We start from the raw sequence: 24,925 nt of genomic DNA, 5'->3' as shown, positions 1-24,925 counted from the left end.
CATTCACATTTGGTTTATTGGTTTAGACTCACTTAAATTTATATCCGCAGCACAACGGGCCCCCAACCTTAACGTCCAGTTAATTCACAGACAGAATTATTTCTTGGCAAAGGTGTTGCAAAAGTCTAGGAGCAACACTAACATTCATGGAGTCTTTGAAATTCCCGACTCTTAAGGATTGAACATATGAAGTTCTTCTCCCGCAAGGCGCTCGTTGCCGCTGCAGCAGCTGCAACCATCTCCTTCGGCGGCGCTGGCGCTGCTATGGCTCAGGATGCCGTACAGTCTGAGCAGGTTGCCGAAACTACCACTCCTTCCTCCACCACGGCACCCGAAGGCAATAAGCTTTCCTCCGAACTCAGCTCCTCCAACTCGAATGGCAAAGGCTCCGGGGACCAGGCCAAGCAAATCAAGGATTGGATCGGCGTCTTCACCGCTGTTATCTCTGCACTTGGCGCACTGTTCGCTTTTGCAAACAAGTACCTGAAGTTCTAGTTCATTCCTGAGCTTCGATGTAAAGCACCTGCTTTGAGCAGGTGCTTTTCTTGTTTTCCTGCTCGAACTCTATTCTGCCGGCCTGGAGGCACGAGCCGCTACTAATCCCCCGCCTCGTGTTCTATTCCTTTAATGCGCTCAGCTCCCAAGATGTCACGGAATAAAGTGGGATCGACGAACTGTCCAATTTTAATTACCGAAATTTGGCCAGTGGGCTCCAAGATCATCATCTGGATGTCCGCGCGCCGACCCAGCCCTGCCTTGCGAGTAGCCGAGTTAACATCACTTTCCGTAATGTGCGCAAAATGCATGTTCTCAGGCAATAACTCGCCGTCATAGACAAGAAGTACGGGGCGGCGGTCGATGTAGCGCGACCAACGAATATAACGGCGGAACGTACCGAAGGCCGCCTCCAACACCATCAGAGTCAAAAGTCCGACGATACCTGCTGCCAGGGTGGGCGGGTTACCCACAATTACACGGCCCGAAACCGCGCCGAACATAATAATGATCACCGCGTCAGAGGCGGTCATCGATGTCAGTACGCGGGTGCCAAAGAGCTTGACCAAAATCATGAAGGCCAAATAGATACCCACCGTGGCCAAAATGACCACAGGTATTCTATGCGGCTCAATACCCAATTGGTATAAAGCCTCACGTCCCATTAGCCCTAGCGTATCCACGGTTTTCCAGCTTACATCGAGCGCCCTTGCGCTTTCCCACGCCCCCTCCCCCGAATCACGCCTCCACACGATGGTGGCATTAGCGCCCGGGGCAAAGTGCTTATCGACGTCGCAGGGTCCCAGGCGGAGGCCGCCCAGCCACAGCAGTAGCTAGGCGGTGACGCGACGAGCTAGGCAGTGACGCGGTAGACGTCGAAGACTCCCTCGGTGTTGCGCAGCGTGGTCATCAGCTGGCCCAGCTGCTTGGTATCCGAGATGGAGAACGTAAAGCGCATGGTGGCAATGTGGTCGTCGCCGCGGTTCGAGCTCATCGACAAAACATTGAGCTTTTGCTCGCTGAATACGCCAGTTAGCTCGGCCAGCAGACCTTGCCGGTCAATCGCTTCAAGCTGGAGGCTAGCGGAGAACTCGCCGGACGATCCCTTGCCCGAAGACCATTCGACCTTCATCATGCGCTCCGGCTCAGACTTGAGCTTTTCCGCATTGGTGCAGTCTGCGCGGTGGACGGAAACACCACCACCACGGGTAACGAAGCCGAAGATAGCGTCGCCAGGGACTGGCTGGCAGCAACGCGCCAGCTTAGCCATGACATCAGGGCTACCCTCAACCAAAATTCCGGTTCCTTGCTCTGAGTCGTGGGTGCGCTGATTACGCGAGCTTTCCAGCTCAGAGAATGGTGTACGCGACGCCAGGGCCTCTGCAGCGTCGTCTTGGTCCCCAAAGAGGGACATCAGTTGATTCGACACATGCTGTGCCGATACATTTCCGGCACCTATAGCGGTGTAAAGGGCGTCCACATCGGAATAGTGGAGTTGCTCGGCGACTTGCTTCATGGAAGAAGCAGTAAACAACCTATGCATTGGCAGGCCGCCGCGTTGAATCTCAGCCGCCAAAGCATCGCGCCCGGACTCCAAGTGCTCCTCGCGGCGCTCCTTGGCAAACCACTGACGCACTTTTGCTTTGGCGCGTGGCGAGACCAAGAAGTCCTGCCAATCCCTCGACGGCCCAGCGTTAGGATCCTTCGAGGTAAAGATCTCAACCTTGTCACCAGACTTTAGCTCTGACTCAAGCGCAACCAGCTTTCCGTTGACCTTCGCACCGATACAGCGGTGGCCCACCTCTGTGTGCACAGCGTAGGCAAAGTCCACCGGCGTTGAACCCGCCGGCAAGTTGACTACATCGCCCTTCGGGGTAAATGCAAAAATCTGCTTAGCCGTAAGGTCATAACGCAGCGAGTCCAAGAACTCATTCGGGTCAGCGGCTTCCTTCTGCCAGTCCAGCAGCTGACGCATCCACGCCATCTGGTCGACCTCAGCGTCGCCTTTACCGTTCTTGCCCTTCTTCTCCTTGTAACGCCAGTGCGCAGCAACACCAAACTCCGCGTTGTAGTGCATCTCATGCGTGCGCACCTGAACTTCCAGGGTGGAACCACCTTCTGCAATCACCGTGGTGTGCAGGGACTGGTATACCCCGAAACGCGGCGCAGAAATATAGTCCTTAAAGCGCCCCGGAAGCGCCTGATAAAGCGAGTGCACAACGCCAATCGCGGCATAACAAGAGTTGACGTCATCAACGAGGATGCGGATACCTACGAGGTCGAAGATCTCCGCAAAATCGCGGCCACGCACCATCATCTTCTGATAGATGGACCAGTAGTGCTTCGGACGTCCCATGACCTCAGCATCGATGCCGTTTTCCCGCAGGGCCTGCGTAACCTGCGTTTTGATTTCTTTCAAAGCGCGGTCGCGAGAAGGAGCTCGGTCCGCCACCATGCGTACGATCTCGTCGTATTTCTTGGGGTACAAGATGGCAAAAGAAAGGTCTTCCAGCTCCCATTTCACGTTGGCCATGCCCAAGCGGTGTGCCAATGGCGCAATGACGTCGAGAGTCTGCCGTGCCTTCTTCGCCTGCTTCTCTGGGGGGAGAAAGCGCATGGTGCGCATGTTGTGGAGGCGGTCCGCCACCTTGATAACGAGCACGCGGGGATCGGTGGCCATGGCCACGATCATCTTGCGGATAGTTTCTGCCTCAGCTGCGGCGCCGAGGGCAACCTTGTCGAGCTTTGTCACGCCGTCGACAAGCCGCGCAACCTCAGGACCGAAGTCCCTTGTCAGGTCTTCGAGTGAATAGTCCGTGTCCTCGACCGTGTCATGCAGCAGTGTCGCAACGATGGTCGTGGTGTCCATGCCAATCTCAGCCGCGATGGTGGCTACGGCGAGGGGGTGGGTGATATATGGTTCCCCAGACTTACGGAACACACCCTCGTGGAGGCGCTCAGCCGTGTTGTAGGCGTTATTAAGTAGCTCTACGTCAGCTTTGGGATGGAACTGCCGGTGGATGGACATCAGTGGATCCAGCACCGGGTTGATCTTTACCCTGCCTCCGGTCAAAGACCGAGCCAAACGTGCCGACATGCTCCGCATGCCGCCATTCGGGCGCTTTGTCGACTTCTCAGTGGTCAAGGCGTCGCCCTCCTCCTAGTCATGGGGTGTATCCGGCCAACGATGGCTTTAGACACATCATTCTAGTCGGTGGCTGCTGCCTGGTTGAGCACTACCAGCGGAACATCTGCCAAACGCTCGCGACCAGCTAGTCCGTTAACTTCCAAGACCACGACGTTTCCAGCTCGCAGACTCCAAAAGCAGCTTCGCGCCGTAGAGCGTGCCTCCGGTGGCCAGAACGTCGTCGACAAGCACGATGCGCTTGCCTTCAATATCGACTCCCTCACCGGGAATCTCGAGCGCCGCCGAACCGTACTCCAGCGTGTACTCCTGAGTCAGAACGGGTGGTGGTAGCTTGCCCTTCTTGCGGATGGCCAAAATGCCCACGCCTAGCTTGTACGCCACGGCAGAGCCCAGCAAGAAACCGCGAGCATCGAGGCCACCAATCATCTCGGCGCCCAAGTCTTCGCAGGCCTTCGCTAGGCCGTCGACAACCGCCTGAAATGCTTCGGCGTCGGCAAGCACTGGTGTCAAATCCTCGAAGAGGATGCCCTTCTCAGGGAAGTCTTGCACCAAACGCACTTTTTCATTCAGTGCCCGCGCCGCGGCGGAATAAGTTTCACTCACAACAAATCCTTCAAAAGTTCGTGTCAAATTTGAGACTAGAAATCAACAACTGATTAACGCTGAGTGCTGACTGGAGCTGCACTCGGCGCACTCCAACGATCCATGTTCCAGCCAATGCCCGCAGCACCAGTGTATGGGACCACGCCCTTGACCGAGCGGTCAACGATGAAGACGCGGGGCTGGGCGGCCAAAGGAATAGAAGGGACGTCCTCCCATAGCTTTTCCTCTGCTTCTTTGATCTCCTTGAGCCGTTTGATGTTTGAGTCCGGCGTAGAGTACTCCGTCATTGGATCAACCGGGCCCAAGAATGCATCGATAGTCGGAGTCCATGTCGCAGGGTCCATCTCCAAATAATGCTGCGACATATACTCAGCAGACTGGTCCTCGACCGTGATACCGGCGGGTTCACACATCTTCTTAATCTCTTCGACCATGGCGCTGTAGCGCTCATCCGGGCCCAAGTAACCAATCTTGACGGTGTACCCAGACAGGTTCGCAGCCTTAGCCATGTCCTGGCCCTGGTGCTCCTTGGCAACCTGGCCCAAATGGGTAGCGACCGGGTCAGAGTGGCGCAATGTGCGCAGATACACAGGTGGCACTTCTACGCCAGATTGCTGCGAACTGACCTTGGCCAACCGCCCATGGTCGATGCAGGAGGCAAACGCCTCCCGGGCCCACGATTCCTGAAATACGCCGGACTGCGACAACGCCAGGGTATCGGTCAAGCCACCTACTACGGGTTCGACCTCATAAGGGCTTGCTTGGTCAGCAGCAGGTAACCAGTCTGGCTTAGCTTCAGCAGCATCGACAACACGCAAATTGCCCCTATCCTTGAGAGCCTTAGCGTCTGCAGTGTTGGGCCATACAACAACGGTATCTGTCGCCGGTTTATCGCCGAAGTACTCCTTGTTAGCCTTCAGGATGATCTCACCCTGCTCCCCCACCTTGTCCACCACGAAGGGGCCAAAGGAAACTTGTAGCTCCGAGTCAAAGTCAGCAGGGGCTGTGGAGAATCCATAACGCCACGCGTCTGCCACTGGTTGCAAAGCAGTGGGGTCTTGCAAGGACAGAGTCGTGTTGAGCTCCTCCATCGTCAACCCGGCCTTCTTGGCCAAGGCATGCGCCGGCATAACGGTGCCTGGGCCAAAGAGATAGCGCCAGCGATCGCCTTCGCCTTCGTTGAAGGTGAGCGTAAATTCCTTGGAATTCGGGGCGCACTCGAATTGGGCAATCTCGTTCATCAGAGGCATGTGCGAGCCGAACTCGGATGCCATGACACCTGCGGTGAAGGCGAGGAGGTAGTCATCACAAGTTACGGGAACGCCATCGGAGAATTTTGCTTGCTCCGAGAGGGTAAAACTAATCTGCTTGTGAGGATTTTCCGGGGAGGGTGGCAACTCTTCGGTCTGCACAAGATCCGAGTTGGGGATCATCTGCCCCGAGGGGCCGGGGACATAAATGGCCGGGTATAAGCGGCTGGACAACTGCGCTGCACTCGTTGCGCTGCCGAACGAGGTGCCAGCATTTGTAGTAGCAAGCGGGGTATTGACCATGTATCCGAAGAAATCGGTGGACTGTGGTCCGCTCGGTTTTTCTTCCTCGTTACCGTCCTGGTTACCTTGGTCTGAGCAGGCCGTTGCGGTGAGGCCGACAACGGCGAGGAGCGCCACTGTGGCCTTTTTAGCCCAATGGCGCTCTGTTTGTGGTTTAACTACCACCTTTTGTCCTCGCTTCTTTTAGACATCCGTTCCCGAGGTCCTGGATCAACGGCCTAGAGTAGCGGCCTGGAGTAGCGGCTCATCTACCGGCTTGGACGCCAGCTTGTCCCAGCGCTGCCTGGGGTGCCCGGGTTCCTAGTGGATGGGGCCGATGCAGCATCGCTTGACGACGCTTCCACTTCCGAATCCTGGGCTGCCAGAGAAGTGACCTTTCGGGAACCCACTGCAGCGGCGGCCACGGTGTCTTCATCTGCGTCCTCGCCGTGCTTAGCGCGGAACTGCCGCACCTCAGTGTTGTGCTTCTTGACGGACTTACGACGGTTTGCAATGGACACCAGCAATGGGGTTGCCAGGAACAACGAGGAGAAAATGCCCTCGATGACGCCGATTAGCTGAATGAGCGCAAGGTCGCGAAGGGTGCCAATGCCCATCAGCCAGACGGCGATGACGAACAGCGCAATAATCGGCAGGACCGAAATGATAGACGTGGAAATGGAACGCATAACTGTCTGGTTAACGGCGAGGTTCGCAAGCTCGCCATATGTCTTCTTGCGCTGGCCCTGGAAGCCTTCAGTATTCTCGTTGACCTTGTCAAAGACGATAACGGAGTCATAGATAGAGAAGGTCAGCACCGTAAGCAGACCAATGATGACTGCCGGGGAGACTTCTAGCCCGAAGATGGCGTAGATGCCTGCGATGATGACGCCGTCAAGAATCAGCGCGAGAATCGCTGCGAAGGCCATGTCTCGCTGCAGTCGAACTGCGACATACACCGTCGCCGTCGCAAGGAATACAGCCATAGCGAGAAGCATGCGCTGCGTAATCGCGGATCCCCATGACTCAGACACAGTTGAAGAACCAATTGCATCCGGGGTGGCCTTGCCCTCGGCATCCTTTGGATGATACTGCTCAAAGATTGCTTGGCGGGCGGTGTCTACCTGCTCCTGAGAAAGGCGTTCGGAAGTGATTTCCAAGGTACGCGAGTCGCCGGCGCCGACGATCTGCACCATTTCCGGCTCGACACCAATAGCTTCTTCGAAGGTATCGCCAACCTGCTCTGCCACCAGATCGGCGGCTGGCATGTTCAGCTTGGTGCCGCCCTCGAAGTCAAGGGAGAGGCTAAAGCCGCGAATTGCAATGGCCAAGATGGACGCAGCGACCAATACTGCGGTGATGGCGTACCACGTCTTGGAACGACCAATAAAGTCGTATCCGCCCTCGTCTTCATACAGACGATCCATCTTGGAGATCTTGTGATTGTTCACTTTAGTAGTCATCTCTACTTGTCCTCCTCGGTGAGGCGGGAATCGGCTGCTGCTGTATGAGACGCTGCAGCTGCGCTTGCAGCGGTTTCCTTGTGTCCGGTTTTTCCAGACTTTACGTAATAACCACGGGCACGACGTTCCTCAACCAGAGCGTAAATACCGCCAAGTCCGTTCATAGACGGCTTAGCTGCTGCTGGCCTTGCGCCGATGAGCTGCATCAGCGGAGCCATAATGAGGAAGGAGACAACCAAGTCGAATGCGGTGGTCAGGCCCATGGTGAAGGCGAAGCCCTTGACCTCACCAATTGCGAGGAAGTACACGATGACAGCGCCAATAAGCGTAACAGCGTTACCCGTAACGATGGTTGCGCGTGAGCGCTCCCACGCCTTGGTAGTTGCCGAACGGAAGGTTCTGCCTTCCAACAGCTCATCCTTGATGCGCTCGTAGTAGACCACGAAGGAGTCCGCAGTAGCACCGACACCAATGACCAAACCGGCGATGCCCGAAAGGTCCAGCGAGTAGCCAATCCAGCGACCCAACAGAACGAGTGCACCGTAGGTCAAAATGCCGGAGGCGACGAGGGTAATCAGGGAGACACCGGCGAGTGCACGGAAGTAATACAGCGAGTAAAGGACAACCAAGATGAAGCCCACGATGCCCGCGATGAGTCCGGCCTTCAGAGCAGCCTTACCCAGTGATGGTGGAACAGTTTCCACGGTGCCGCCAGGCTCGCCATTGGAACCGGTAAAGGACAGCGGAAGAGCGCCATACTTGAGGTTGTTAGCCAGGCTAGTTGCTTCTTCTTGGCTGAAGTCACCGGTGATGGAGGTAGCGGAGCCAACCGGAGTTGCGCCCTGGATGACCGGAGCAGAAATAACCGCAGAGTCAAGGGTGATGGCGACCTGCTTCTTCAGGTTCTGCTGTGTCACCTTGGACCAAGTCTCGGAACCGTTAGGGCCATCGCCGGTCTTGAAGGCGAAGCTGATCTCCATCTGGCCGGTCTGCGGGTTGAGGCCACCGTTAATTGGCTTGTTGGTGTCAATTTCGTTACCGGTCAAACGAGTACCGTTAGGATCCTTTACGCCTTCGAGCAATGGCGCTGGGGCCAAAAGGTATGGGGTTTTGTTTGCAAAGTCACAAGCCACGAACTGCTTTGCTGGATCATCGGTACCCGCAAGCGGATCAGAATCAGCATCGCACTTCAAAAGGGCCGCTGCAGCGGAGATAGTCGTTGGGTCGTCAGACTGACGGTCCTTGCGGAGCATCGCCGTCATCTCATCGCGAAAATCGGCCTTCTCGAGCGAGTTTGAGGGCTCCTTCTTTGGCTTTGCGGTAACAGTCGGGGCCTGTGAGTCCTCCGACTTCTTGTCCTTCTTTTCTCCGGACTGTTCCACGGCCTTCTTAATAGCATCATGTACTTGCTTTAGTGACGCGTTGGCTTCCTCCACGCTAAGAACGCGGTACTCAACCCACCGGTTTGCCATGTCGAGCAAAGTGTCATTGAGCTTGTTCATGTCCGGCATCGGCTGTTGCGCAACTGGACGGAACAAAAGCTGGGAAGTCTGGCCCACTGCCTGCGCCTGGGAAGCATCCTCGCCTGGAACCGTGATTACGAGCGTGGAACCATTGATCACAACCTCGGAACCAGAAACGCCCATTCCGTTGACGCGCTGTTCAAGGATGTTACGAGCTTGCTGGAGCTGGTCTTGAGTGGGCTCCTCGCCTTGCGGTACGAGGGTCACACGGGTACCGCCCTGCAAGTCAATGCCGAGTTTCGGCGTGCCTTGGCGAGCACCAGTCAGGAAAATAAGGGCATAAATGGCAACGACGATTAGCGCAAACAAGGCAATGGCACGCTTTGGCCACTGCCTGTTCCTATTGCGCAATGCGCCACGATTCTTTGCGGACAAGGAGTTCTCCTGTGCAACTAAAACAGGGTTTTACGATTAACTTTGAATAATTCGTGGGCATTTGAAACAAAAGTCCACGAGCACGATCCCTCATGCTACGTCATGAAAGGCCCAATGACTTAACGGGCTCTCAGCTTTTCCACCTAGTGTGATAAGCGCTACAAAACGGCAGCTGGAATCGCACTAGCGAATCCCGTTTGCTTCCTCTTCGCTGACGATTTCCGGCGTACGAACAATGGCCATCTTGTCGAAGGTGAGTACGATGCCTCCGGCCACTTCTAGATCCACTTCCTGCTCGCGGGTAGCCGCGACAGTCCCGTGCAGGCCGCCCGCAGTAATTACTTTCTGCCCTACATACAAATTTTGCTGCAGTTCAGAAAGCTTGTTTTGACGCTCACGCTGTTTGCGCATCGTCATAAAGCTAGGGAGGAAGATGAGAATTGCGAGAACTAGAAGAAGTGCGTATTCCATAACTGGCTAGTGTGCCAGACTCATGCACACAGATGCCAGCCCTTGCACTAGAAGAGCACCTCCCCTAGCGTTCCCTCCGGCGGTTCCAAACCGATGTGCCGCCACGCCGCGGCAGTTGCCACACGACCGCGGCCTGTGCGGGCAATCATGCCGGCACGAACAAGGTAAGGCTCGCACACTTCCTCCACAGTGGAGGGCTCCTCGCCCACTGCCACAGCCAGGGTATTTACACCGACTGGGCCACCACCGTGGCCCTTGATCAAGGCTTCCAGGACGGCCCGGTCGAGGCGATCTAGCCCCATTTCATCGACGTCGAAGACAGCGAGGGCGCCTTGGGCGGCCGCTAGATCAATGTGTCCGTCACCGTTTACCTCAGCGAAGTCACGGACTCGTCGCAGCAAACGGTTGGCAATACGCGGGGTTCCTCGTGAACGAGAACCAATCTCAACCGCCGCGTCTTGGTCAATCTCCACATCAAGAATGGTGGCGGCACGGGTAATGACCTTGGTCAAATCTGCGGTGTCGTAGTACTCCATCTGGGCCGTAAAACCGAAGCGGTCACGCAACGGTCCCGTGAGCATGCCGGCGCGCGTAGTGGCACCAACGAGAGTAAATGGCGGAATCTCCAGGGGAATCGAAGTGGCACCCGGACCTTTACCCACGATGACGTCAATACGGAAGTCCTCCATCGCCATATAGAGCATCTCCTCCGCAGGGCGGGCGATGCGGTGGATCTCGTCGATGAAGAGGACGTCGCCTTCCATCAGGTTCGACAGCATCGCTGCGAGGTCGCCTGCGCGTTCCAACGCTGGACCCGATGTCATACGCAGTGATGTGCCAAGTTCTTGGGCAATGATCATCGCCATGGTGGTCTTACCCAGGCCGGGTGGGCCCGAAAGCAGCACGTGGTCTGGAGTGACGCCGCGATTCTTAGCACCATTGAGCACCAAGGACAGCTGCTCGCGCACCTTAGGTTGGCCGATGAACTCGTCGATGGACTTAGGGCGCAAGGAGCGCTCGATGTCGTGTTCACCTTGCTGCTTTGTGGCATCGACGTCAGCATTGCGCGCCGCGGACATGCTGGAGGTAGTGCTTTGCCCAGCTACCAGGCCGTCCGGTAACTGAAACTCAGTGCGTTCTACGTCTGACATGTCTTTATACCCTTTGTTTAGATTGTTGCGCGCTGACTCTGACAGCGGAGACTATTTCTTACGTCCCAATTGTGCCAGTGCACCACGAAGGACAACCGCCGTTTCTGCGGCTGACTCCTCCGCCACGATGCCCTCCACGACTGGACGGGCGGCTTTGTCGGTGAAACCGAGTCCAACGAGTGCCTCCACCACTTGGTCGACCACCGGCCCATGGGCCACCGCCGCGGAGGCTTCCTGCCCTGGCTGGGCCTGAGGCGCAAAGGCGCTGACCTTATCCCTCAGCTCGAGTGCGAGGCGCTCTGCCATGCGCTTGCCGACGCCCGGAATAGTTTGCAGCGTCTTCGCATCGCCGGAGGAAATGGCCTGAGCTAGCTGGCTTGGCCCCATAACAGATAGCGCCGCCAGCGCCAGCTTGGGTCCGAGCCCAGAGACGGTCTGGAGGACGTGGAACATATCGCGGTCCTCATCGTTGCTAAAGCCGTAAAGGGTCATGGAATCTTCCTTGACCACCATCGAGGTCAGCACAGTTGCTTCATCGCCCCGGCGCAAAGTGCCGAGGGTCACTGGCGTAGCAAGAAACTTGTAACCAACGCCAGCACATTCGATGACGGCATGATCAAGGCTGATGGACAACACCGTTCCGCGTAGTGATGCAATCACAGCGTCAGCTCCTTTTCTTTATTCTTTCTGCTAGTTCCTAGCTCAGTAATTTTTCTATCAAGATTTTGCGTGTGGCATAGCGCTGCGTATGTCAGCGCGGCTATACGCTACTGGCTGGTCGCGGCTTCTTTGCCCGGCCTTTCACGCCACTCGTCTTCGGCCATGTGCCCGTGTTCTGCCCTATTCGAGCCAAGGCTGGGGCACGCCAGCAGTGACAAACTGCTAGGGCCAAGGCATCTGCGGCATCCGCCGGCTTGGGTGGTTCGCCCAAACCAAGGATGCGCGTAATCATCGCGGTCATTTGCTTCTTGTCTGCCCGGCCGTTGCCAGAGATAGCCTTCTTCACCTCTGACGGGGTGTACATATGCACCGGAATGTCGCGCTCAGCGGCGGCTAGGACCACCACGCCAACGACGTGCGCGGTTTGCATCACCGTGGATACTTCACCACGTTCGAAGACTCGCTCGATAGCAATCACATCCGGCTTGTAGTCCTCCATCCACTCTTTGACAGCTATGGAAAGACGCAAAAGACGCTCAGTAAGCTCCTTATCGCTGGGGGTACGGGCAACACCGACCGCCACAGGTATCACCGAGCGACCACGCCCTGCTTGCACCACAGAAAGACCACACCGGGTAAGACCAGGGTCTATCCCCATAACGCGCAGGCCTTCCAGATTCACAGCTAACCCCCTCCTAGTCTGGACAATCTCTTTGCGCCTAGACGGGCGCAACAGCGAAAAGAACTAAAGTGAATTCACAGTCCAGTCAATCATACACACACATGTTCTAAGAATGTGCAGGGGCAGAGAGCCTGCGATAGTAAAACGCAAACACGCCCGAGCAGTGCAATCATGCGCGGGCGCGTTTTAAACCTTGTTTAGACCTTGTCTAGTGAGAATCTGCGCGTGTAGATCCCACAGCAAGCAGTTTAGTCCTGCTCGAGTTCTGCCAAGACAGCCTCAGAAAGGTTCATGTTGGTGTAGACGTTCTGCACGTCATCAGAATCTTCGAGGGCGTCGATCAGGCGGAAGATCTTGCGGGCATCGTTTGCCTCGAGCGGAACCTCGACGGAAGCACGGAAGTCGGTGTCATTATCGTCGACCTCGATACCAGCCTCGGTGAGGGCTTCCTTCACTGCCGGAATATCACCAGGTGCGCAAACTACCTCGAACTTCTCGCCGAGGTCATTGACCTCTTCAGCGCCTGCTTCCAGAATTGCCATCAGGACGTCATCCTCGGTCAGCTCGCCCTTGTTGACCAAGACAAGGCCGGTGCGGGAGAACATGTAGGCCACGGAGCCAGACTCGCCCAGGTTGCCGCCGTTCTTGGACATTGCGGTGCGAGCATCGGTGGCTGCACGGTTGCGGTTATCGGTAAGGCACTCGATGAGCATTGCCACACCGTTCGGGCCATAGCCCTCGTACATGATGGTCTCCCAGTCAGCACCGCCGGCCTCTTCGCCGGAGCCGCGCTTGCGGGCGCGCTCGATGTTATCGTTCGGCACGGAGGCCTTCTTGGCCTTCTTGATCATGTCATCGAGAGTCGGGTTAGCAGCCGGATCGCCACCACCGGTGCGGGCCGCGACCTCGATGTTCTTAATCAGCTTGGCAAATTCCTTGCCGCGCTTGGCATCGTTAGCAGCCTTCTTGTGCTTGGTAGTAGCCCATTTGGAGTGTCCGGACATTTCATCCCTTTCATTGTGGCTCTATGAAACTGCCTGCAATTATACGGACGGGCGTAGAGCAGTTAAAAACAGCCCCCACCGTTTTCCGGCGTTTGAGTAAGTGTTTTCTAGACGTTTTGCCAATTGCCGTTGTGCGAGCCTATCTGCATGCCCTCGCGCACGGTTCGGGTAAGCCCTTCCTGGACCACCACGGCAACCAAATCCCCGCCCTGGTTAAAGATCTTTCCGGTGGCCAAACCGGTCGCATTTTGCGCGGATGGTGATTCCTGCGCATACAGCAACCACTCATTAACGCGCACTGGACGCAGGAACCAGATCGAGTGATCCAGGCTGGCAAGCTGTACTTGCTCGCCTTGATGTGGCAGCAGCGAAGCACGGATTAAGGTCATGTCAGACATATAGGCAAGTGCCGCACGGTGGGCATCCTGGCTGCTTTCTGACGCCGCAAATTCTGGCGAGGTGTTGCGGAACCACACGTAGCGGAACCCAGCGCCTGTGGCTTCTGCAAGTTCAGGGTCACGGCTTTCCTGCGGGACCAAACGGATATCCCAGTCTTCCCACTCGCGCAGGATGATGCGGGTGGAATAAGGAGCACCACCGCCGGCGGCTGCAGCCTCCTCCGGGCCCATAACCTCCGGCATGGCGTCCTGGTGCTCAGGACCAAAGTCATCGGCGATGTGGAAACCCGCGTTGAGCATGAAAATCAGGCGATCATCTTGGAAGAGGCGCACCTGACGGGTAGCAAAAGAGCGGCCGTCCCGCACGCGCTCTACCTCGGCACGCGCAGGCGCGGCGGCATCACCCGGGCCCACGAAGTAGCCATGCAAGGAATGCACGAGCTTCCCTTCAACGGTGTGCTGGGCTGCAGCGAGCGCCTGGGCCACCACCTGCCCGCCAAAGGTGCGCGCAATCTGGGACGGAACCACGGGTACGGAAAAGACATCACACTGAGCCTTTTCGTTCAGCGGCGCTAAATCAATAACCTCGCACACCTTAGCCATTACCTACGCGGGACTCCTCTCTTTGCTCAACGCGCAACCTTAACGTGAGTTCTTCACATGCAACCCTGCCAACTTTACCTGTGCGCCGGGCTAGCGCGTAGGATATGCCGCATGACATTTCTACGCCCTGCTGGCTTGCACCGCGTCGTTGCCTACCTAGAGATGTTCACGTGGGCATTTCTTATTTTCTCTATGGTTTTGAAGTACTCCGGCGTGACGGAGGCTTTAACTCCTATCGCTGGCGGTATCCACGGCTTTGGTTTCCTCTGCTTCATCGTCGTGGGCGTCATGGTGTGGATCAATAACAAGTGGCCCTTTGGCCTGGGCATGTTGGGGCTAATCGTTTCAGTCATACCTTTTGCCGCGCTCCCGTTTGCGCTATGGGCGGACAAGCACGATAAGTTCCTGCCGCATTGGCGCTTTAGCGATTCTGAGCAGCCACACGGTCTTGCCGAGCAGCTTTTGGCCCAGGTAGTGCGCTTCCCAGTGCGCACTCTGAGCGTGTTCGTCGTAGTCATTGCGCTGGTCTTTGGCGTTCTGTTGATGCTCGGCCCACCCGTCGATGTCGAATCCACCATCGAGTCGAACATCTAATAGCATCACTTAGGTGAAAATTTTTCGTTCCGTTCCAGCAGTATGGACTGGCTGGATTTGTTTCCGGCTTATCCTCATCGGACTACTGCAATGGAACAACGTCCCGCTAGGAGATATCTCCTATTACTTCTCCGGGCGTTTTGGGGCGAACTCCTCGGATATGACCGAGTACCCGCACCCTGGCACGTGGCCTTCGATTCTCGTCGGCTGGTTGAGCGGCCCGAATCAGACCAGCTTTACCGTTATTTTTACAGGGCTATGCCTGCTTGTCGACGCCGCTTTCCTCATGGTCTTGCTTCACGGCTGGCGCCGCAAGCCGCAGGCCTTCGTCGCCGCATGGTTTTGGGTTGTCTTTGGAACCGCAGTGGGTCAGGTCTTTGTCTGGCGCCTCGATATTTTTCCGGCTCTGGCAGTTGCTGCCGCAGGAGTGCTTCTTGGCCGCAACTCGCGGCTTGCGGCGGCGCTGCTTGGCCTTGCCACCACAATGAAGCTGTGGCCGGGCGTGCTCGCCGCAGGCCTGGTTGGCCGCTTCAATGCCCGTGCGACTTGGCAGCGCCTTAGCGCGTTCGTCGCTTCCATCGTGGGCATTTGTCTGCTCGTCATCGCCTTCAATGACGTCGAGCGCCTTATCTCCCCGCTGCGCTACCAAGAGGTGCGCGGACTGCAGGTGGAATCGATCCCTGCAACGCTTCCAGTATTTGCCTCGCATCTTTTCCCGGACACTTGGTCCATCGGCTACGCTGCCTCCAAGAGTTATGAAATCACCGGCCCTTGGGTTAGCGAACTCTTAGTTCTTAGCAACGTTTTGACCTTGGCGATGCTGTTTTTCGCCCTCGGCTTCGCACTCATGCACTTCCGCAACGGCAACTGGGGTGCACGCAGCACGCTGGCCTTTTTCATCACGATGATCTGCCTGTTATTTATCAGCAACAAGGTCTTTTCCACCCAGTACATCACCTGGCTCGGCCCAATCTTGGCGGTAGCGCTCAAGGATGCCTGGCCGCATGCCTCATCAGTTGCGCATCAACATATCGACGAAAAAGTAGGCACAGTGCTGCGCAACCTCGCACTGTGCACGCTTGCTGCGGCGGCACTGGGCACACTGGTCTACCCGTTCAACTATGACGCGTTGCTCTACGCGGGCCGCGGCGGCCTCTTCCCTGCCTTCTTGTTGCTGGCGCGCAACGTGCTCATCCTCGTGATGACAGGCCTTGCTTTCTCTTGGCTGCGCTTGGAGCTCAAGCGCGAAAATACTAGCTCTACCAAGCAAGCAGCTCAGTAGCAGGAACTACTCAGTAATCCGTAGCTGGCTGATCTCGAAGAACTCCGGCAGCGGTGCCGTACCTCCCAGGCGGAAGATGCGCACAAGGGGGCGTAGGCGTAGCGAGCGGGTATCGCTGACCGCTTCGTTGTAAAAGCGATGAGCAAGGTGGATGCGCCCCTCGGCGTCGGCAAGCAATGCGGGACGCTCAGCAAAGCGCTCGTTGACCGCGATAGACAGCGCCCGCTCGTGGGCCGAACGCGTCTCAAAATGGCCCTGGGCAAGCTCACTCGACTCCGCGCGGGAGGCAACCTCCTCCAGCTCCGGCGCTAGCGCTGCCACGACGGCGGCGCGGCGGTCAAGGGTGGCCTCCAGCTGCGCCAAAGCCGCATCCGTGCGGATGTGCAGCGAGTTCAGCCGCTGCGCGGTGAAATAGGCCCACATCAAGATGAGCACGAGCGCGACGATCGCGATAACCAGTTCTACTGCCATAGTCTTTTCCTGCTCTTAAATCCGATGTAGATAAAGGGCGGCAACGCCCGCTGCTACTTGGTGCGGACCTTAGTTCCGTCCTGCACGGTCTCATAAACCTGCATCACGGCAGCGGCCACGTGGTCCCAATCGTAGGTGCGAGCGCGCTGGGTACCGGCTTCAATTAAAGCATTGCGCTTATCTTTATCCTGCAGCACAAGGTTGAGCACCCGCGCCAGATCACGGGCATCCTCGTTGCGGAACAACGCACCGGCGGGGGTCTCAGAATCTGCGTCGCATACGGCCGCAAAAGCCTCGAGGTCGGAAGCTACCACCGCGCAGCCTGCGGCCATGGCCTCTACCAGGACGATGCCGAAGCTTTCGCCGCCGGTGTTAGGAGCGACATAGACATCAGCGCGGCCGAGGATCTCCGCCTTTTCCACATCGCTCACGCGGCCAACGAAGTCCACGCCCTCGACCTCACGCGGGCGGCCGCCGCCCATGACGGTGACCTTGACGTCCGTCTCCACCATCGTGAGGGCCTCCAGCAGGATATCCAGGCCCTTGCGTGGCTCGTCGAGACGCCCCAAGAACACAATCTCGGGCACCTTCGGCCCGGATTGGCCTGGCTGGCTTTCTTGGTCACGATCCGCCGCGACACGCTTGCGGGCCGCCGCGTACACGGAGGTATCCACGCCATTCGGAATAAGAACTGGGTCGCCGCCTAGCTGTTCTACCTGCCAGCGGCGGGCCATCTCTGAGACGGCAATGCCGCCGCGCACCTTCTCCAGCATTGGCGTGAGGAAAGGCTTGGCCAGCTTCAGCACGAGCGAGCTAGAAGCCGAGGCGTGGTAGGTCGCGACGATAGGACCTTTGGCTTGTGCCAGCGCAACCATGGAGTAGCTCGGCGAGTTCGGCTCATGGATGTGCAGCACGTCGAAGTTGCCGCGTTCAATGAACTTCTTGACGTTGCGCTTTACCTGCGGGCCTACGGACAAGCGGGCCACGGAGCCGTTGTAGGTAATCGGAATCGCGCGCCCGCCCTTCATGACAAAGCTCGGCAGCTGTGTCTCCGGCGCTGCCGGGCCAAGGACCTCCACGTGGTGGCCTTGCTCGATAAAGACGGTGGCCAAATCCAGGATGTGGGCTTGCACGCCGCCTGGCTCGTCAAAGGAATACGGGCATACGATTCCGATACGCACTACTGCCTACTTCCTTACTTTTTACCGTTATCTTCGAGCTTTTCTTGGGACGTACGCTTGTCCTTGGCTGCGCGGCGTGCAGCGCGATCGGCCGCGCGGCGTTTGACGTCTACATTCCACTGCGGCTGCAGCATATGCCAGTCCGCCGGGTGGGCCTTGATGTTTGCGGCGAAGCCATCGGCCAGGCGTTGGGTGGTCTCCTGCACATTGGTGACCTCCACCTGCGGGCTGACGGAAAGGCCCCAGCCTTCATCCTCGAACCAGGAGTGGACCACGTGCAATGCTGCCCCGGTTTCCATGGCCAAGCGGGCCGGTCCGGCAGCCATGTTGGCTTCCTCGCCCATGAAGTCGACCGTGACGCCAGTGCGAGTGAGGTCGCGCTCGGCCAACAGGCAGACCACACCACCTGCTTCCAAGACTTCCTTGAGTCGGCCAAAAGGTGAGGTCTTCTCTCCTGTCAGAGCGAGAACCTCAAAGCCTAAGGACTCGCGGAAGTCCACGAAGGCGTCGAAAAGCACCTCCGGCTTGAGCCTTTCTGCAACCGTTGTGAATTGGCCATAGTGGCCCACCAGAAACACCCCGGCCATGTCCCAGTTACCAGTGTGTGGAAGCGCGAGGATGACGCCTTTGCCGCGGGCCACGGAGTCGTCGAAGTTCTCTAAGCCCTGCAAACCGGAAAGCAGCTTGGCGTGCAGATCCGGGTCCTGATGGATCGACGGCAGGCAGAATGCCTCCCGCCAGTAGCGCATATAGGAACGCATAGAATTGCGCACCAACTCGCGCGTGACGTTTTCTGGGCCCACCACTCGCGCTAAGTTTTGGCGCAATTGCTCCATGCCTCGGCCATCATCGCTGGCGCGGTCTGCACCCCAGTCAAAAAGGCGCTTGGCCCACTTCTCCGGCAACAAACGCACCAGCCGCCAACCGGCTAAATAGCCGGCGGCAGCCAGTTGTTCGCGGTTTAGTCCAGGAACAAGGGCCATGGGCGTTAATCCTTAAAGATCTGGGGTGAAGCGGGCCTTCGTGTCCTGGCGGGCGGCCTGGACCATGCGCTGAATGATGGTAAAAATGGAACCGAATACAAGGATCCACAGGGCGATCTCGATGGCGCCGGGAACGCCCAGGCCCTCCAAGCCGATGCCGCCGAGGCCGATGATGAGGCGCTCTGGGCGCTCGATCAGACCGCCGACCATCTTGAAGCCAGAAGCCTCGCCGCGGGCCTTGATATAGGAAATGACCTGCGAAGAAACCAGCACGATGAGGCAGGCCACCACGTGGATGGGGCGAGCGTTATCGACGTAGACCAGCCAGTACAAGATGGCAGCAAACAGGGCGCCGTCGGTGATGCGATCACAGGAGGCGTCGAGAGTCGCGCCAAACTTGGACCCGCCCGTGGTCATGCGCGCCATCGTGCCGTCAAGCATGTCGAAGGCCGCAAAGAGACCAGAGAGCACCGCTGCCGCGAACAGGTGATCCAGAGGAATGCAGACGACTGCGATAGCAATGGTGACAAGAGTGCCGACGATGGTGACCATGTTGGGGGTCAGCCCCATCTTCAGAAACAGCTTTGCCACGGGTTCCACGACGACTGCCGCTGGCTTTCGCCCGTGAACGCTAAGCATGCGAATCCTCCTCATCGATCTCCCGCCAGCCTTGGGCCAAAAGGGCGCGAGTCTCTTGTAATAACTGAGGCAACACTTTAGTGCCCTCCAAGACAGTCATAAAGTTGCTGTCACCGGCCCACCGGGGAACCACATGCAAATGTAAGTGATCTCCCACGGAACCGCCAGACGCCTTGCCCAGGTTGAAGCCCACGTTGATTGCTTCCGGCTTGGACACGCGCTTTAAAACACGTACCGCCTTTTGGGCGAAGGCCATCAGCTCGTGGGATTCCTCTAGAGTCAAGTTCTCCAGCTGGGATTCCTTGCGATAAGGCACCACCATTAAATGTCCCGAGTTATAGGGAAAAAGGTTCAGCAAAGCGTAGACATACTCGCCCCGGGCAATAATCAGCCCGTCCTCATCGCTGCCCTTGGGAGCCTCAACGAAGGGGTCCTTCGAACGCTTCGAGATATACGCCATTCGGTAGGGAGCCCACAGCCGCTCAAGGCGGTCTGGTTCCCCTGCCCCGGAATCGACGTATTGCTCGTTAGCGTCGTGCACTGATCAACTCTTCGTTCGGCTGTTCGTTGATGCGCTCAGCAACCCATGCGGCGATGAGCTCGATAGCCTCATCCACCGGCACGCCGTTGACCTGCGAACCGTCCAGGAAGCGGAAGGAGACAGCGTTGGCGTCGACGTCGCGCTCGCCGGCGAGCAGCATGAAAGGCACCTTGCCGGTGGTGTGGTTGCGGATCTTCTTCTGCATGCGGTCGTCAGAGGTATCCACATCGGCACGGATGCCGCGCTTGCGCAGCTTCGCAGCGATGGCCTCGAGGTGCGGCGAGAATTCGTCAGCGACCGGAATGCCCACGACCTGGTGCGGAGCCAGCCATGCCGGGAAGGCACCCGCGTAGTGCTCGAGAAGCACGCCAAAGAAACGCTCGATGGAGCCGAACAACGCGCGGTGAATCATGATCGGACGCTGCTTGGTGCCGTCGGACGCGGTGTACTCCAGCTCGAAGCGCTCCGGCAGGTTGAAGTCCAGCTGAACCGTGGACATCTGCCAGGTACGACCGATGGCGTCGCGGGCCTGAACGGAAATCTTCGGGCCGTAGAAAGCTGCACCAGCTGGGTCCGGAACCAGCTCGAGGCCGGACTTTTCAGCAACGGACTGCAGGATGGAAGTAGAGCGCTCCCAAATCTCATCGGAGCCCACGTACTTGTTCGGATCCTTAGTGGACAGCTCCAGATAGAAGTCATCCAAGCCATAATCCTTGAGCAAGGAGATGATGAAGTCCAAGACCTTGGTCAGCTCATCTTCCAGCTGCTCCGGGGTGCAGTAGATGTGGGAGTCATCCTGGGTAAAGCCGCGCGCACGCGTGAGACCGTGGATAACGCCGGACTTCTCGTAGCGGTAGACCGTACCGAACTCGAACAGGCGCAGCGGAAGCTCGCGGTAGGAACGGCCACGGGATGCGAAGATGAGGTTGTGCATCGGGCAGTTCATCGGCTTCGCGTAGTAATCCTGCGGCTGCTTGGTGCAGTTGCCGTCCTCGTCGTACTCACCATCGAGCTGCATCGGCGGGAACATACCGTCGGCGTAGAAGTCCAGGTGGCCGGACTTCTTGAACAGGTCGCCCTTGGTCAGGTGCGGGGTGGAAACAAAGGAGTAGCCGTCCTGGATGTGGCGACGACGGGAGTGTTCTTCCATCTCCATGCGCACAACGGCGCCGTTGGGGTGGAAGACCGGGAAGCCGGAGCCAATCTCGTCCGGGAAGGAGAAAAGGTCAAGCTCCTGGCCCAGACGGCGGTGATCGCGCTTCTCAGCCTCAGCGATCATGTGCTGGTAGGCCTCGAGGGCCTCCTTGGACTCGAAAGCCGTGCCGTAGATGCGCTGCAGGCCAGCCTTTGACTGGTCACCGCGCCAGTAAGCAGCTGAAGAACGGGTCAGAGTGAAAGCTGGGATGTACTTGGTGGTTGGCAGGTGCGGACCACGGCACAGGTCAAACCATTCGACCTCGCCGGTACGCGGGTTGATGTTGTCGTAGTGCGTGAGATCGCCTGCGCCCACCTCTGCTGCTTCATCAGAATCTGGGTCTACGTTGCCCTTGTCCTGAATGAGTTCGAGCTTGAAGGGCTCGTCGGCAAGTGCGGCCTCTGCCTCTTCGTTGGAAGAGTAAACGCGACGCTCGAAGCGCTGACCAGTCTTTATGATCTTCTTCATGCGCTTCTCGATGGCCTTCAACGCTTCAGGGGTGAAGGGCTCATCGGTCTGGAAGTCGAAGTAGAAGCCGTTCTCGATGGCCGGACCGATGCCCAACTTGGTGCCAGGGAACTCGGCCTGCACAGCCTGTGCCATCACGTGTGCGGTGGAGTGGCGGATGACGGCACGGCCGTCCTCCTCGCTAGCCGCGACAGGGGTGAACTCTGCGTCGACTGCCGGGGTGTGCGAAAGGTCGTAGAGCACTCCATCGGTGCCGCGAACGACGACGACAGCCTCGGGCCCCTTGTTGGGGAGCTCAAGCTCTCGCATCGCTGCGCCTACTGCAGTGCCAGCAGGCACCTTAAAAGGCTCATAGTTCACTGGTACAGCTGGAATCATTTCCGCCATGACTAGTTGCGCTCCTTATGCGCTCACGCTTCGATCGACATACCTGGCCGACCAAAGCTAATTCAAGAGTTACAGCGTGAAAGTCTACCCTGCCTAGGTTTCAAGCAGCGATTCGCCCCAGTACGACCCACCTGAGGTTCCGGCAGGTACGTAATACATGGCGGAGCCGATGTGTGTAATCCATGTATTGAGTTGATCCTGCTCATCAAGGCGGGCCTGGATGGGCTCGAATTGCTTGGTTGGATCCTTCTGGAAGCAGATGAAAATCTGGCCGGCGTTGCTCAACTCGCCCGAGTTATCTGGCGATGGCGCCAAGTTGAAGTTGAAAGGTCGGCGCAGAATCTTCTGCTCTGGGTGGTCTTTTGGCGGATGGGCGCGGGCGACGTGTGAGGACGGATCTATGGCCTTCAATCCAAAGGAGTCGCGGGCTTCAAGGTCCACTGGGTCGAATTCATCTGTTCCGTGCATTGGCGCACCGGTGTCGAGCTTGCGACCAGTGGATGCCTCACGCGCGGCACGATCGAGTTCTTCCCAGGTGTCAAGGTTCATGTGGATGCGACGGACCACCATGGCGGTTCCGCCGGCGAAACGACCTTCGTCGATCCAGACTTGGTCCATGAATTCCTCGTGCGTATGAGGATTCACCGTGCCGTCTTTCTGCCCAAAGAGATTACGGGCAGTCTCCCCTTTTGCAGCCGAACCATTGGCGTGGCCAAAGCCCTGCTGTACCCAAGCTGTTTCCGCATAGCTTGAGCTAGCTCGAGTCATGTGCCGCATTACGAATGCGGTGGTTAAGGGATCATCACTGCAAATCTGCAGAACCACGTCGGTCTGGCCCCACTCCGGACGGAGCTTATCGCGGCTGTATTTACGAACATCGCCCAGCCATTCAGGCTTTTCGGCCCCTGTCTTGGCGAAGAAGCCTTCGCCCCAGCCGCACGTGATGGTGAGGCTGGCCGGTGTCTGAGTCAGCTCGGTTTCGAGGCTGCCGACTGGATTTTCAGCCGTACACAGGCGGCGTGCGTCCTCAGTCCACAAACGCATGAGCGCCTTAGCACCTCGTGCGGTGGTCTTCGTTTTGAGGTTGAAACCCACTAAGGCTACGTGGGCCTGAGGTGGGGTCTCAATGCCTGCTTGGTGCTCACCGTCGAAGGCCACGATGTCATCGCCCATGATGGGGGCGGCGTCGGGCGCGGCGTCTTGTCCAGCAGACTCACTGCCCTCCGCGCAGCCCGCCACTACCAGCGCGCTCGCCGCTACAGCGCCACCCACAAGAAGTCCGCGGCGACTGAGCGCAAGCGCCACATCACCCGATTGCGGTGGCAAGGAGGCTGGGCTGCCTGCCGTCTCGCTGGGGGTGAAGGATGCGGTGATCGGGGTAGATTCTGCAGACATCGTGATGTTTCCTCCTAAAACGGTATGCCTCGACGGTGGACCTTCTAGCGATGCTCTTAGTGAGCGTGCTTTGCTTCGCTAGTGTTAGCCGCCTCGCTCATGTGATCGCCGTGCATGTGCTCACCACTCATCCCAGAACCGTGATCATGGCCGTGCTCGTGACCGGACATGTCACCGTAGTTCTCATCACCAGCGCCAATTTCTCGAACCGGCAGCTCCCCTAGCTCAACCTTGGAGCCGTCAGAAAGCAACAGAGTGACCTCAACCTTCTCGCCGGCCATGACTGGTTCTTTAACGCCCATGAGCATCAGGTGCTCACCACCTGGCTTCAACTCAGCAGACTCACCAGCTGCAATCTTGAGGCCGCCGCTCTTTTCCCGCATGACGCCATCTACGACCTCATGGATCTGGTACATGTCAGCCTCAATCGAGGAAGTAAAACCGGTTACGGTGATGTCTTTATCAGAACCGTTGTGGATGCTGCCGAAGATAGCCGTCATGTCAGAATCCTCAGCCATCGCGCGAACGACACCGTCATGGATATGAATGTCGCCAGCTTCCGCGTGCTTAGATTCAGCACCAGAAGTCGCAGAGGAGGACGCAGCCGAGGTTGCCGCCATAGACTCTTGCGAGGAGGAAGCGGTGGAATCTTGCTCACTGTTCGAGCAACCAGCCAAAGCCAAAGCACTTACGGCAACGGCAGACAAAACAAACTTGCGGGTCTTCATTAAAAATCCTTCTATATCTAGGAGTTGAGATCGTTGCTACGGCGCATCTTCGCACCTGCCATGATGACGGCCGCTACCACGGCAAAGAGGGCTACTGCGGCGAGAGCCCACTTGGCAGCGGATGGCAGACCACTTGAGTCTGCGGCATCAGCTGCATCGGCGGCAGACGAGGATTCAGCTACCTCGTTGCTGCCTGCCTCGCCAGCCACAGTGAACGGTACTGAGCCGCGAGTAGCGTGACCATCAGAAGAAGTTATTTGGAAACCAACCTGGTACTCGCCCGGTCCTGGTTTAACGTCTTCGGGCACCTCGACCGTGAGTTCACGGTCATTGAGGGTCGGCTCGGCGTCGAAAAGCACAGCTCCGGTTTTAGTGTTGGTAACGGCAAAGGTATTGAAACCTTCTTTAGGTACCGCCGAGAATTCCAAAGTGATTTCCTGTGGAAACTCCTCAAGAGGAGCATCGTTCACGACGTTGCCGCCGATGACCGAGTCATGCGCGAGCGCGCTCGGAGCGGTCAGAGCCACCATCGATGCCGCAGCACTTGCAGCAAAAATACGGGCTGAACGGCGAAAATGCATGAAAGCCTCCTCTTAAGGCGGGGTGCGAACTATCGATCACATGCTATAGCCGCCGCACTCGCGGTAGTTAATTTCGCGCTTTGGTCAATGGGCGAGAGCAAAGCCTCGGTTGTGGAGGCCGTGGCTCTTTTCACCAAGTAAACCGCGCAGCAAAATTATTCAGCTTTAGCGACAGCTGCATAGTAGTCGCATGCTTCCTTGTTTAAGTTCCCCCAACTATTGAAAATGTGTCCCATCACACGATCCGCAGCCTATATTCCCCTTATAAGGGCTTAGGACTAAGGTATAAGGGCTTAGGACTAAGGACTAAGTAACAGACACTAGGAGGGATCAAAAAGAAGCCTTCCTGCGCAATGCATGGAAGGCTTCCAG

General features: G+C 57.6%; 23 protein-coding genes and 1 pseudogene. 3 read left to right on the top strand and 21 right to left on the bottom strand.

Annotated features, from left to right (window positions below; all coding sequences use genetic code 11):
- Positions 1–186: 186 nt before the first annotated feature.
- The gene (locus HMPREF0308_RS04780) at positions 187–495 is read left to right on the top strand and encodes a hypothetical protein (RefSeq protein WP_005529230.1); all 309 of its coding nucleotides are present in this window, start codon (positions 187–189) and stop codon (positions 493–495) included.
- 101 nt (positions 496–596) lie between these two features.
- Here the strand turns inward: HMPREF0308_RS04780 and HMPREF0308_RS04775 are convergent, their stop codons facing one another.
- The 12 genes and pseudogenes from HMPREF0308_RS04775 to HMPREF0308_RS04720 form a co-directional block, all read right to left on the bottom strand.
- Positions 597–1,160, bottom strand: a complete 564-nt coding sequence (locus HMPREF0308_RS04775) for a DUF421 domain-containing protein (RefSeq protein WP_005529229.1) — start codon at positions 1,158–1,160, stop codon at positions 597–599.
- Between the two features lie 188 nt (positions 1,161–1,348).
- Complete coding sequence (locus tag HMPREF0308_RS04770) at positions 1,349–3,601, bottom strand: RelA/SpoT family protein (RefSeq protein WP_005529227.1); 2,253 nt, start codon at positions 3,599–3,601, stop codon at positions 1,349–1,351.
- Positions 3,602–3,702: 101 nt separating this feature from the next.
- Positions 3,703–4,246, bottom strand: a pseudogene (locus tag HMPREF0308_RS04765) (adenine phosphoribosyltransferase).
- Between the two features lie 53 nt (positions 4,247–4,299).
- Complete coding sequence (locus HMPREF0308_RS04760; RefSeq protein WP_200973416.1) at positions 4,300–5,964, bottom strand: ABC transporter substrate-binding protein; 1,665 nt, start codon at positions 5,962–5,964, stop codon at positions 4,300–4,302.
- An 83-nt stretch (positions 5,965–6,047) separates the two neighbouring features.
- Positions 6,048–7,241: a protein translocase subunit SecF gene (gene secF / locus HMPREF0308_RS04755; RefSeq protein ID WP_005529222.1), complete on the bottom strand. Its 1,194-nt coding sequence runs from the start codon at positions 7,239–7,241 to the stop codon at positions 6,048–6,050.
- A gap of 2 nt (positions 7,242–7,243) precedes the next feature.
- On the bottom strand, positions 7,244–9,139 hold the full coding sequence (secD, locus tag HMPREF0308_RS04750; RefSeq protein ID WP_080548602.1) for a protein translocase subunit SecD: 1,896 nt from the start codon (positions 9,137–9,139) through the stop codon (positions 7,244–7,246).
- 183 nt (positions 9,140–9,322) lie between these two features.
- A complete protein-coding gene (yajC, locus tag HMPREF0308_RS04745) occupies positions 9,323–9,610 on the bottom strand; it encodes a preprotein translocase subunit YajC (protein WP_005529218.1) in 288 nt (95 codons plus the stop codon).
- A gap of 47 nt (positions 9,611–9,657) precedes the next feature.
- Entirely contained in the window at positions 9,658–10,761 is a 1,104-nt protein-coding gene (ruvB, locus tag HMPREF0308_RS04740) for a Holliday junction branch migration DNA helicase RuvB (protein WP_005529216.1), read from the bottom strand.
- Between the two features lie 51 nt (positions 10,762–10,812).
- Positions 10,813–11,421: a Holliday junction branch migration protein RuvA gene (gene ruvA, locus HMPREF0308_RS04735; RefSeq protein WP_034656856.1), complete on the bottom strand. Its 609-nt coding sequence runs from the start codon at positions 11,419–11,421 to the stop codon at positions 10,813–10,815.
- Between the two features lie 100 nt (positions 11,422–11,521).
- Positions 11,522–12,103, bottom strand: coding sequence for a crossover junction endodeoxyribonuclease RuvC (gene ruvC / locus HMPREF0308_RS04730; protein WP_034656854.1), 582 nt, complete (start codon positions 12,101–12,103; stop codon positions 11,522–11,524).
- 248 nt (positions 12,104–12,351) lie between these two features.
- Positions 12,352–13,107, bottom strand: a complete 756-nt coding sequence (locus HMPREF0308_RS04725; protein ID WP_005529211.1) for a YebC/PmpR family DNA-binding transcriptional regulator — start codon at positions 13,105–13,107, stop codon at positions 12,352–12,354.
- Between the two features lie 107 nt (positions 13,108–13,214).
- The gene (locus tag HMPREF0308_RS04720; protein WP_005529209.1) at positions 13,215–14,108 is read right to left on the bottom strand and encodes an acyl-CoA thioesterase; all 894 of its coding nucleotides are present in this window, start codon (positions 14,106–14,108) and stop codon (positions 13,215–13,217) included.
- A 111-nt stretch (positions 14,109–14,219) separates the two neighbouring features.
- Between HMPREF0308_RS04720 and HMPREF0308_RS04715 the strand changes: the two genes are divergently transcribed.
- Positions 14,220–14,702, top strand: a complete 483-nt coding sequence (locus HMPREF0308_RS04715) for a DUF3817 domain-containing protein (protein WP_005529207.1) — start codon at positions 14,220–14,222, stop codon at positions 14,700–14,702.
- Positions 14,703–14,715: 13 nt separating this feature from the next.
- Positions 14,716–15,984, top strand: a complete 1,269-nt coding sequence (locus tag HMPREF0308_RS04710) for a DUF2029 domain-containing protein (RefSeq protein ID WP_005529206.1) — start codon at positions 14,716–14,718, stop codon at positions 15,982–15,984.
- 6 nt (positions 15,985–15,990) lie between these two features.
- Here the strand turns inward: HMPREF0308_RS04710 and HMPREF0308_RS04705 are convergent, their stop codons facing one another.
- The 9 genes from HMPREF0308_RS04705 to HMPREF0308_RS04665 all read right to left on the bottom strand — a co-directional run bounded on the left by HMPREF0308_RS04705 (position 15,991) and on the right by HMPREF0308_RS04665 (position 24,553).
- On the bottom strand, positions 15,991–16,455 hold the full coding sequence (locus tag HMPREF0308_RS04705; protein ID WP_005529204.1) for a hypothetical protein: 465 nt from the start codon (positions 16,453–16,455) through the stop codon (positions 15,991–15,993).
- Positions 16,456–16,508: 53 nt separating this feature from the next.
- A complete protein-coding gene (locus HMPREF0308_RS04700; protein WP_005529202.1) occupies positions 16,509–17,636 on the bottom strand; it encodes a glycosyltransferase family 4 protein in 1,128 nt (375 codons plus the stop codon).
- Positions 17,637–17,650: 14 nt separating this feature from the next.
- Positions 17,651–18,619, bottom strand: a complete 969-nt coding sequence (locus tag HMPREF0308_RS04695) for a phosphatidylinositol mannoside acyltransferase (protein WP_005529199.1) — start codon at positions 18,617–18,619, stop codon at positions 17,651–17,653.
- A gap of 12 nt (positions 18,620–18,631) precedes the next feature.
- Positions 18,632–19,258, bottom strand: coding sequence for a phosphatidylinositol phosphate synthase (gene pgsA / locus HMPREF0308_RS04690; protein WP_005529197.1), 627 nt, complete (start codon positions 19,256–19,258; stop codon positions 18,632–18,634).
- On the bottom strand, positions 19,251–19,799 hold the full coding sequence (locus HMPREF0308_RS04685) for an HIT family protein (RefSeq protein ID WP_005529196.1): 549 nt from the start codon (positions 19,797–19,799) through the stop codon (positions 19,251–19,253). The genes pgsA and HMPREF0308_RS04685 overlap by 8 nt, the downstream gene beginning before the upstream one ends.
- Positions 19,786–21,849, bottom strand: a complete 2,064-nt coding sequence (gene thrS, locus HMPREF0308_RS04680) for a threonine--tRNA ligase (RefSeq protein ID WP_005529194.1) — start codon at positions 21,847–21,849, stop codon at positions 19,786–19,788. The genes HMPREF0308_RS04685 and thrS overlap by 14 nt, the downstream gene beginning before the upstream one ends.
- A gap of 93 nt (positions 21,850–21,942) precedes the next feature.
- Positions 21,943–23,244, bottom strand: coding sequence for a Dyp-type peroxidase (locus HMPREF0308_RS04675; RefSeq protein ID WP_080548601.1), 1,302 nt, complete (start codon positions 23,242–23,244; stop codon positions 21,943–21,945).
- A gap of 56 nt (positions 23,245–23,300) precedes the next feature.
- Entirely contained in the window at positions 23,301–23,972 is a 672-nt protein-coding gene (locus HMPREF0308_RS04670) for a copper chaperone PCu(A)C (protein WP_005529190.1), read from the bottom strand.
- A 17-nt stretch (positions 23,973–23,989) separates the two neighbouring features.
- Complete coding sequence (locus tag HMPREF0308_RS04665; RefSeq protein ID WP_034656852.1) at positions 23,990–24,553, bottom strand: copper resistance CopC family protein; 564 nt, start codon at positions 24,551–24,553, stop codon at positions 23,990–23,992.
- Between the last annotated feature and the right edge of the window lie 372 nt (positions 24,554–24,925).

It is taken from the genome of Corynebacterium striatum ATCC 6940, assembly GCF_000159135.1.
GTDB lineage: Bacteria > Actinomycetota > Actinomycetes > Mycobacteriales > Mycobacteriaceae > Corynebacterium > Corynebacterium striatum.
This window is presented reverse-complemented; position numbering and strand designations above follow the sequence as displayed.

Excerpts from the sequence above, each read along its gene's own strand:
- HMPREF0308_RS04780 (WP_005529230.1), top strand. The coding sequence starts at position 187 with ATGAAGTTCTTCTCCCGCAAGGCGCTCGTTGCCGCTGCAGCAGCTGCA.
- HMPREF0308_RS04775 (WP_005529229.1), bottom strand. The coding sequence starts at position 1,160 with ATGGGACGTGAGGCTTTATACCAATTGGGTATTGAGCCGCATAGAATA.
- HMPREF0308_RS04770 (WP_005529227.1), bottom strand. The coding sequence starts at position 3,601 with ATGCGGAGCATGTCGGCACGTTTGGCTCGGTCTTTGACCGGAGGCAGG.
- secF (WP_005529222.1), bottom strand. The coding sequence starts at position 7,241 with ATGACTACTAAAGTGAACAATCACAAGATCTCCAAGATGGATCGTCTG.
- yajC (WP_005529218.1), bottom strand. The coding sequence starts at position 9,610 with ATGGAATACGCACTTCTTCTAGTTCTCGCAATTCTCATCTTCCTCCCT.
- ruvB (WP_005529216.1), bottom strand. The coding sequence starts at position 10,761 with ATGTCAGACGTAGAACGCACTGAGTTTCAGTTACCGGACGGCCTGGTA.
- HMPREF0308_RS04725 (WP_005529211.1), bottom strand. The coding sequence starts at position 13,107 with ATGTCCGGACACTCCAAATGGGCTACTACCAAGCACAAGAAGGCTGCT.
- HMPREF0308_RS04720 (WP_005529209.1), bottom strand. The coding sequence starts at position 14,108 with ATGGCTAAGGTGTGCGAGGTTATTGATTTAGCGCCGCTGAACGAAAAG.
- HMPREF0308_RS04715 (WP_005529207.1), top strand. The coding sequence starts at position 14,220 with ATGACATTTCTACGCCCTGCTGGCTTGCACCGCGTCGTTGCCTACCTA.
- HMPREF0308_RS04705 (WP_005529204.1), bottom strand. The coding sequence starts at position 16,455 with ATGGCAGTAGAACTGGTTATCGCGATCGTCGCGCTCGTGCTCATCTTG.
- HMPREF0308_RS04695 (WP_005529199.1), bottom strand. The coding sequence starts at position 18,619 with ATGGCCCTTGTTCCTGGACTAAACCGCGAACAACTGGCTGCCGCCGGC.
- pgsA (WP_005529197.1), bottom strand. The coding sequence starts at position 19,258 with ATGCTTAGCGTTCACGGGCGAAAGCCAGCGGCAGTCGTCGTGGAACCC.
- thrS (WP_005529194.1), bottom strand. The coding sequence starts at position 21,849 with ATGGCGGAAATGATTCCAGCTGTACCAGTGAACTATGAGCCTTTTAAG.
- HMPREF0308_RS04675 (WP_080548601.1), bottom strand. The coding sequence starts at position 23,244 with ATGTCTGCAGAATCTACCCCGATCACCGCATCCTTCACCCCCAGCGAG.
- HMPREF0308_RS04670 (WP_005529190.1), bottom strand. The coding sequence starts at position 23,972 with ATGAAGACCCGCAAGTTTGTTTTGTCTGCCGTTGCCGTAAGTGCTTTG.
- HMPREF0308_RS04665 (WP_034656852.1), bottom strand. The coding sequence starts at position 24,553 with ATGCATTTTCGCCGTTCAGCCCGTATTTTTGCTGCAAGTGCTGCGGCA.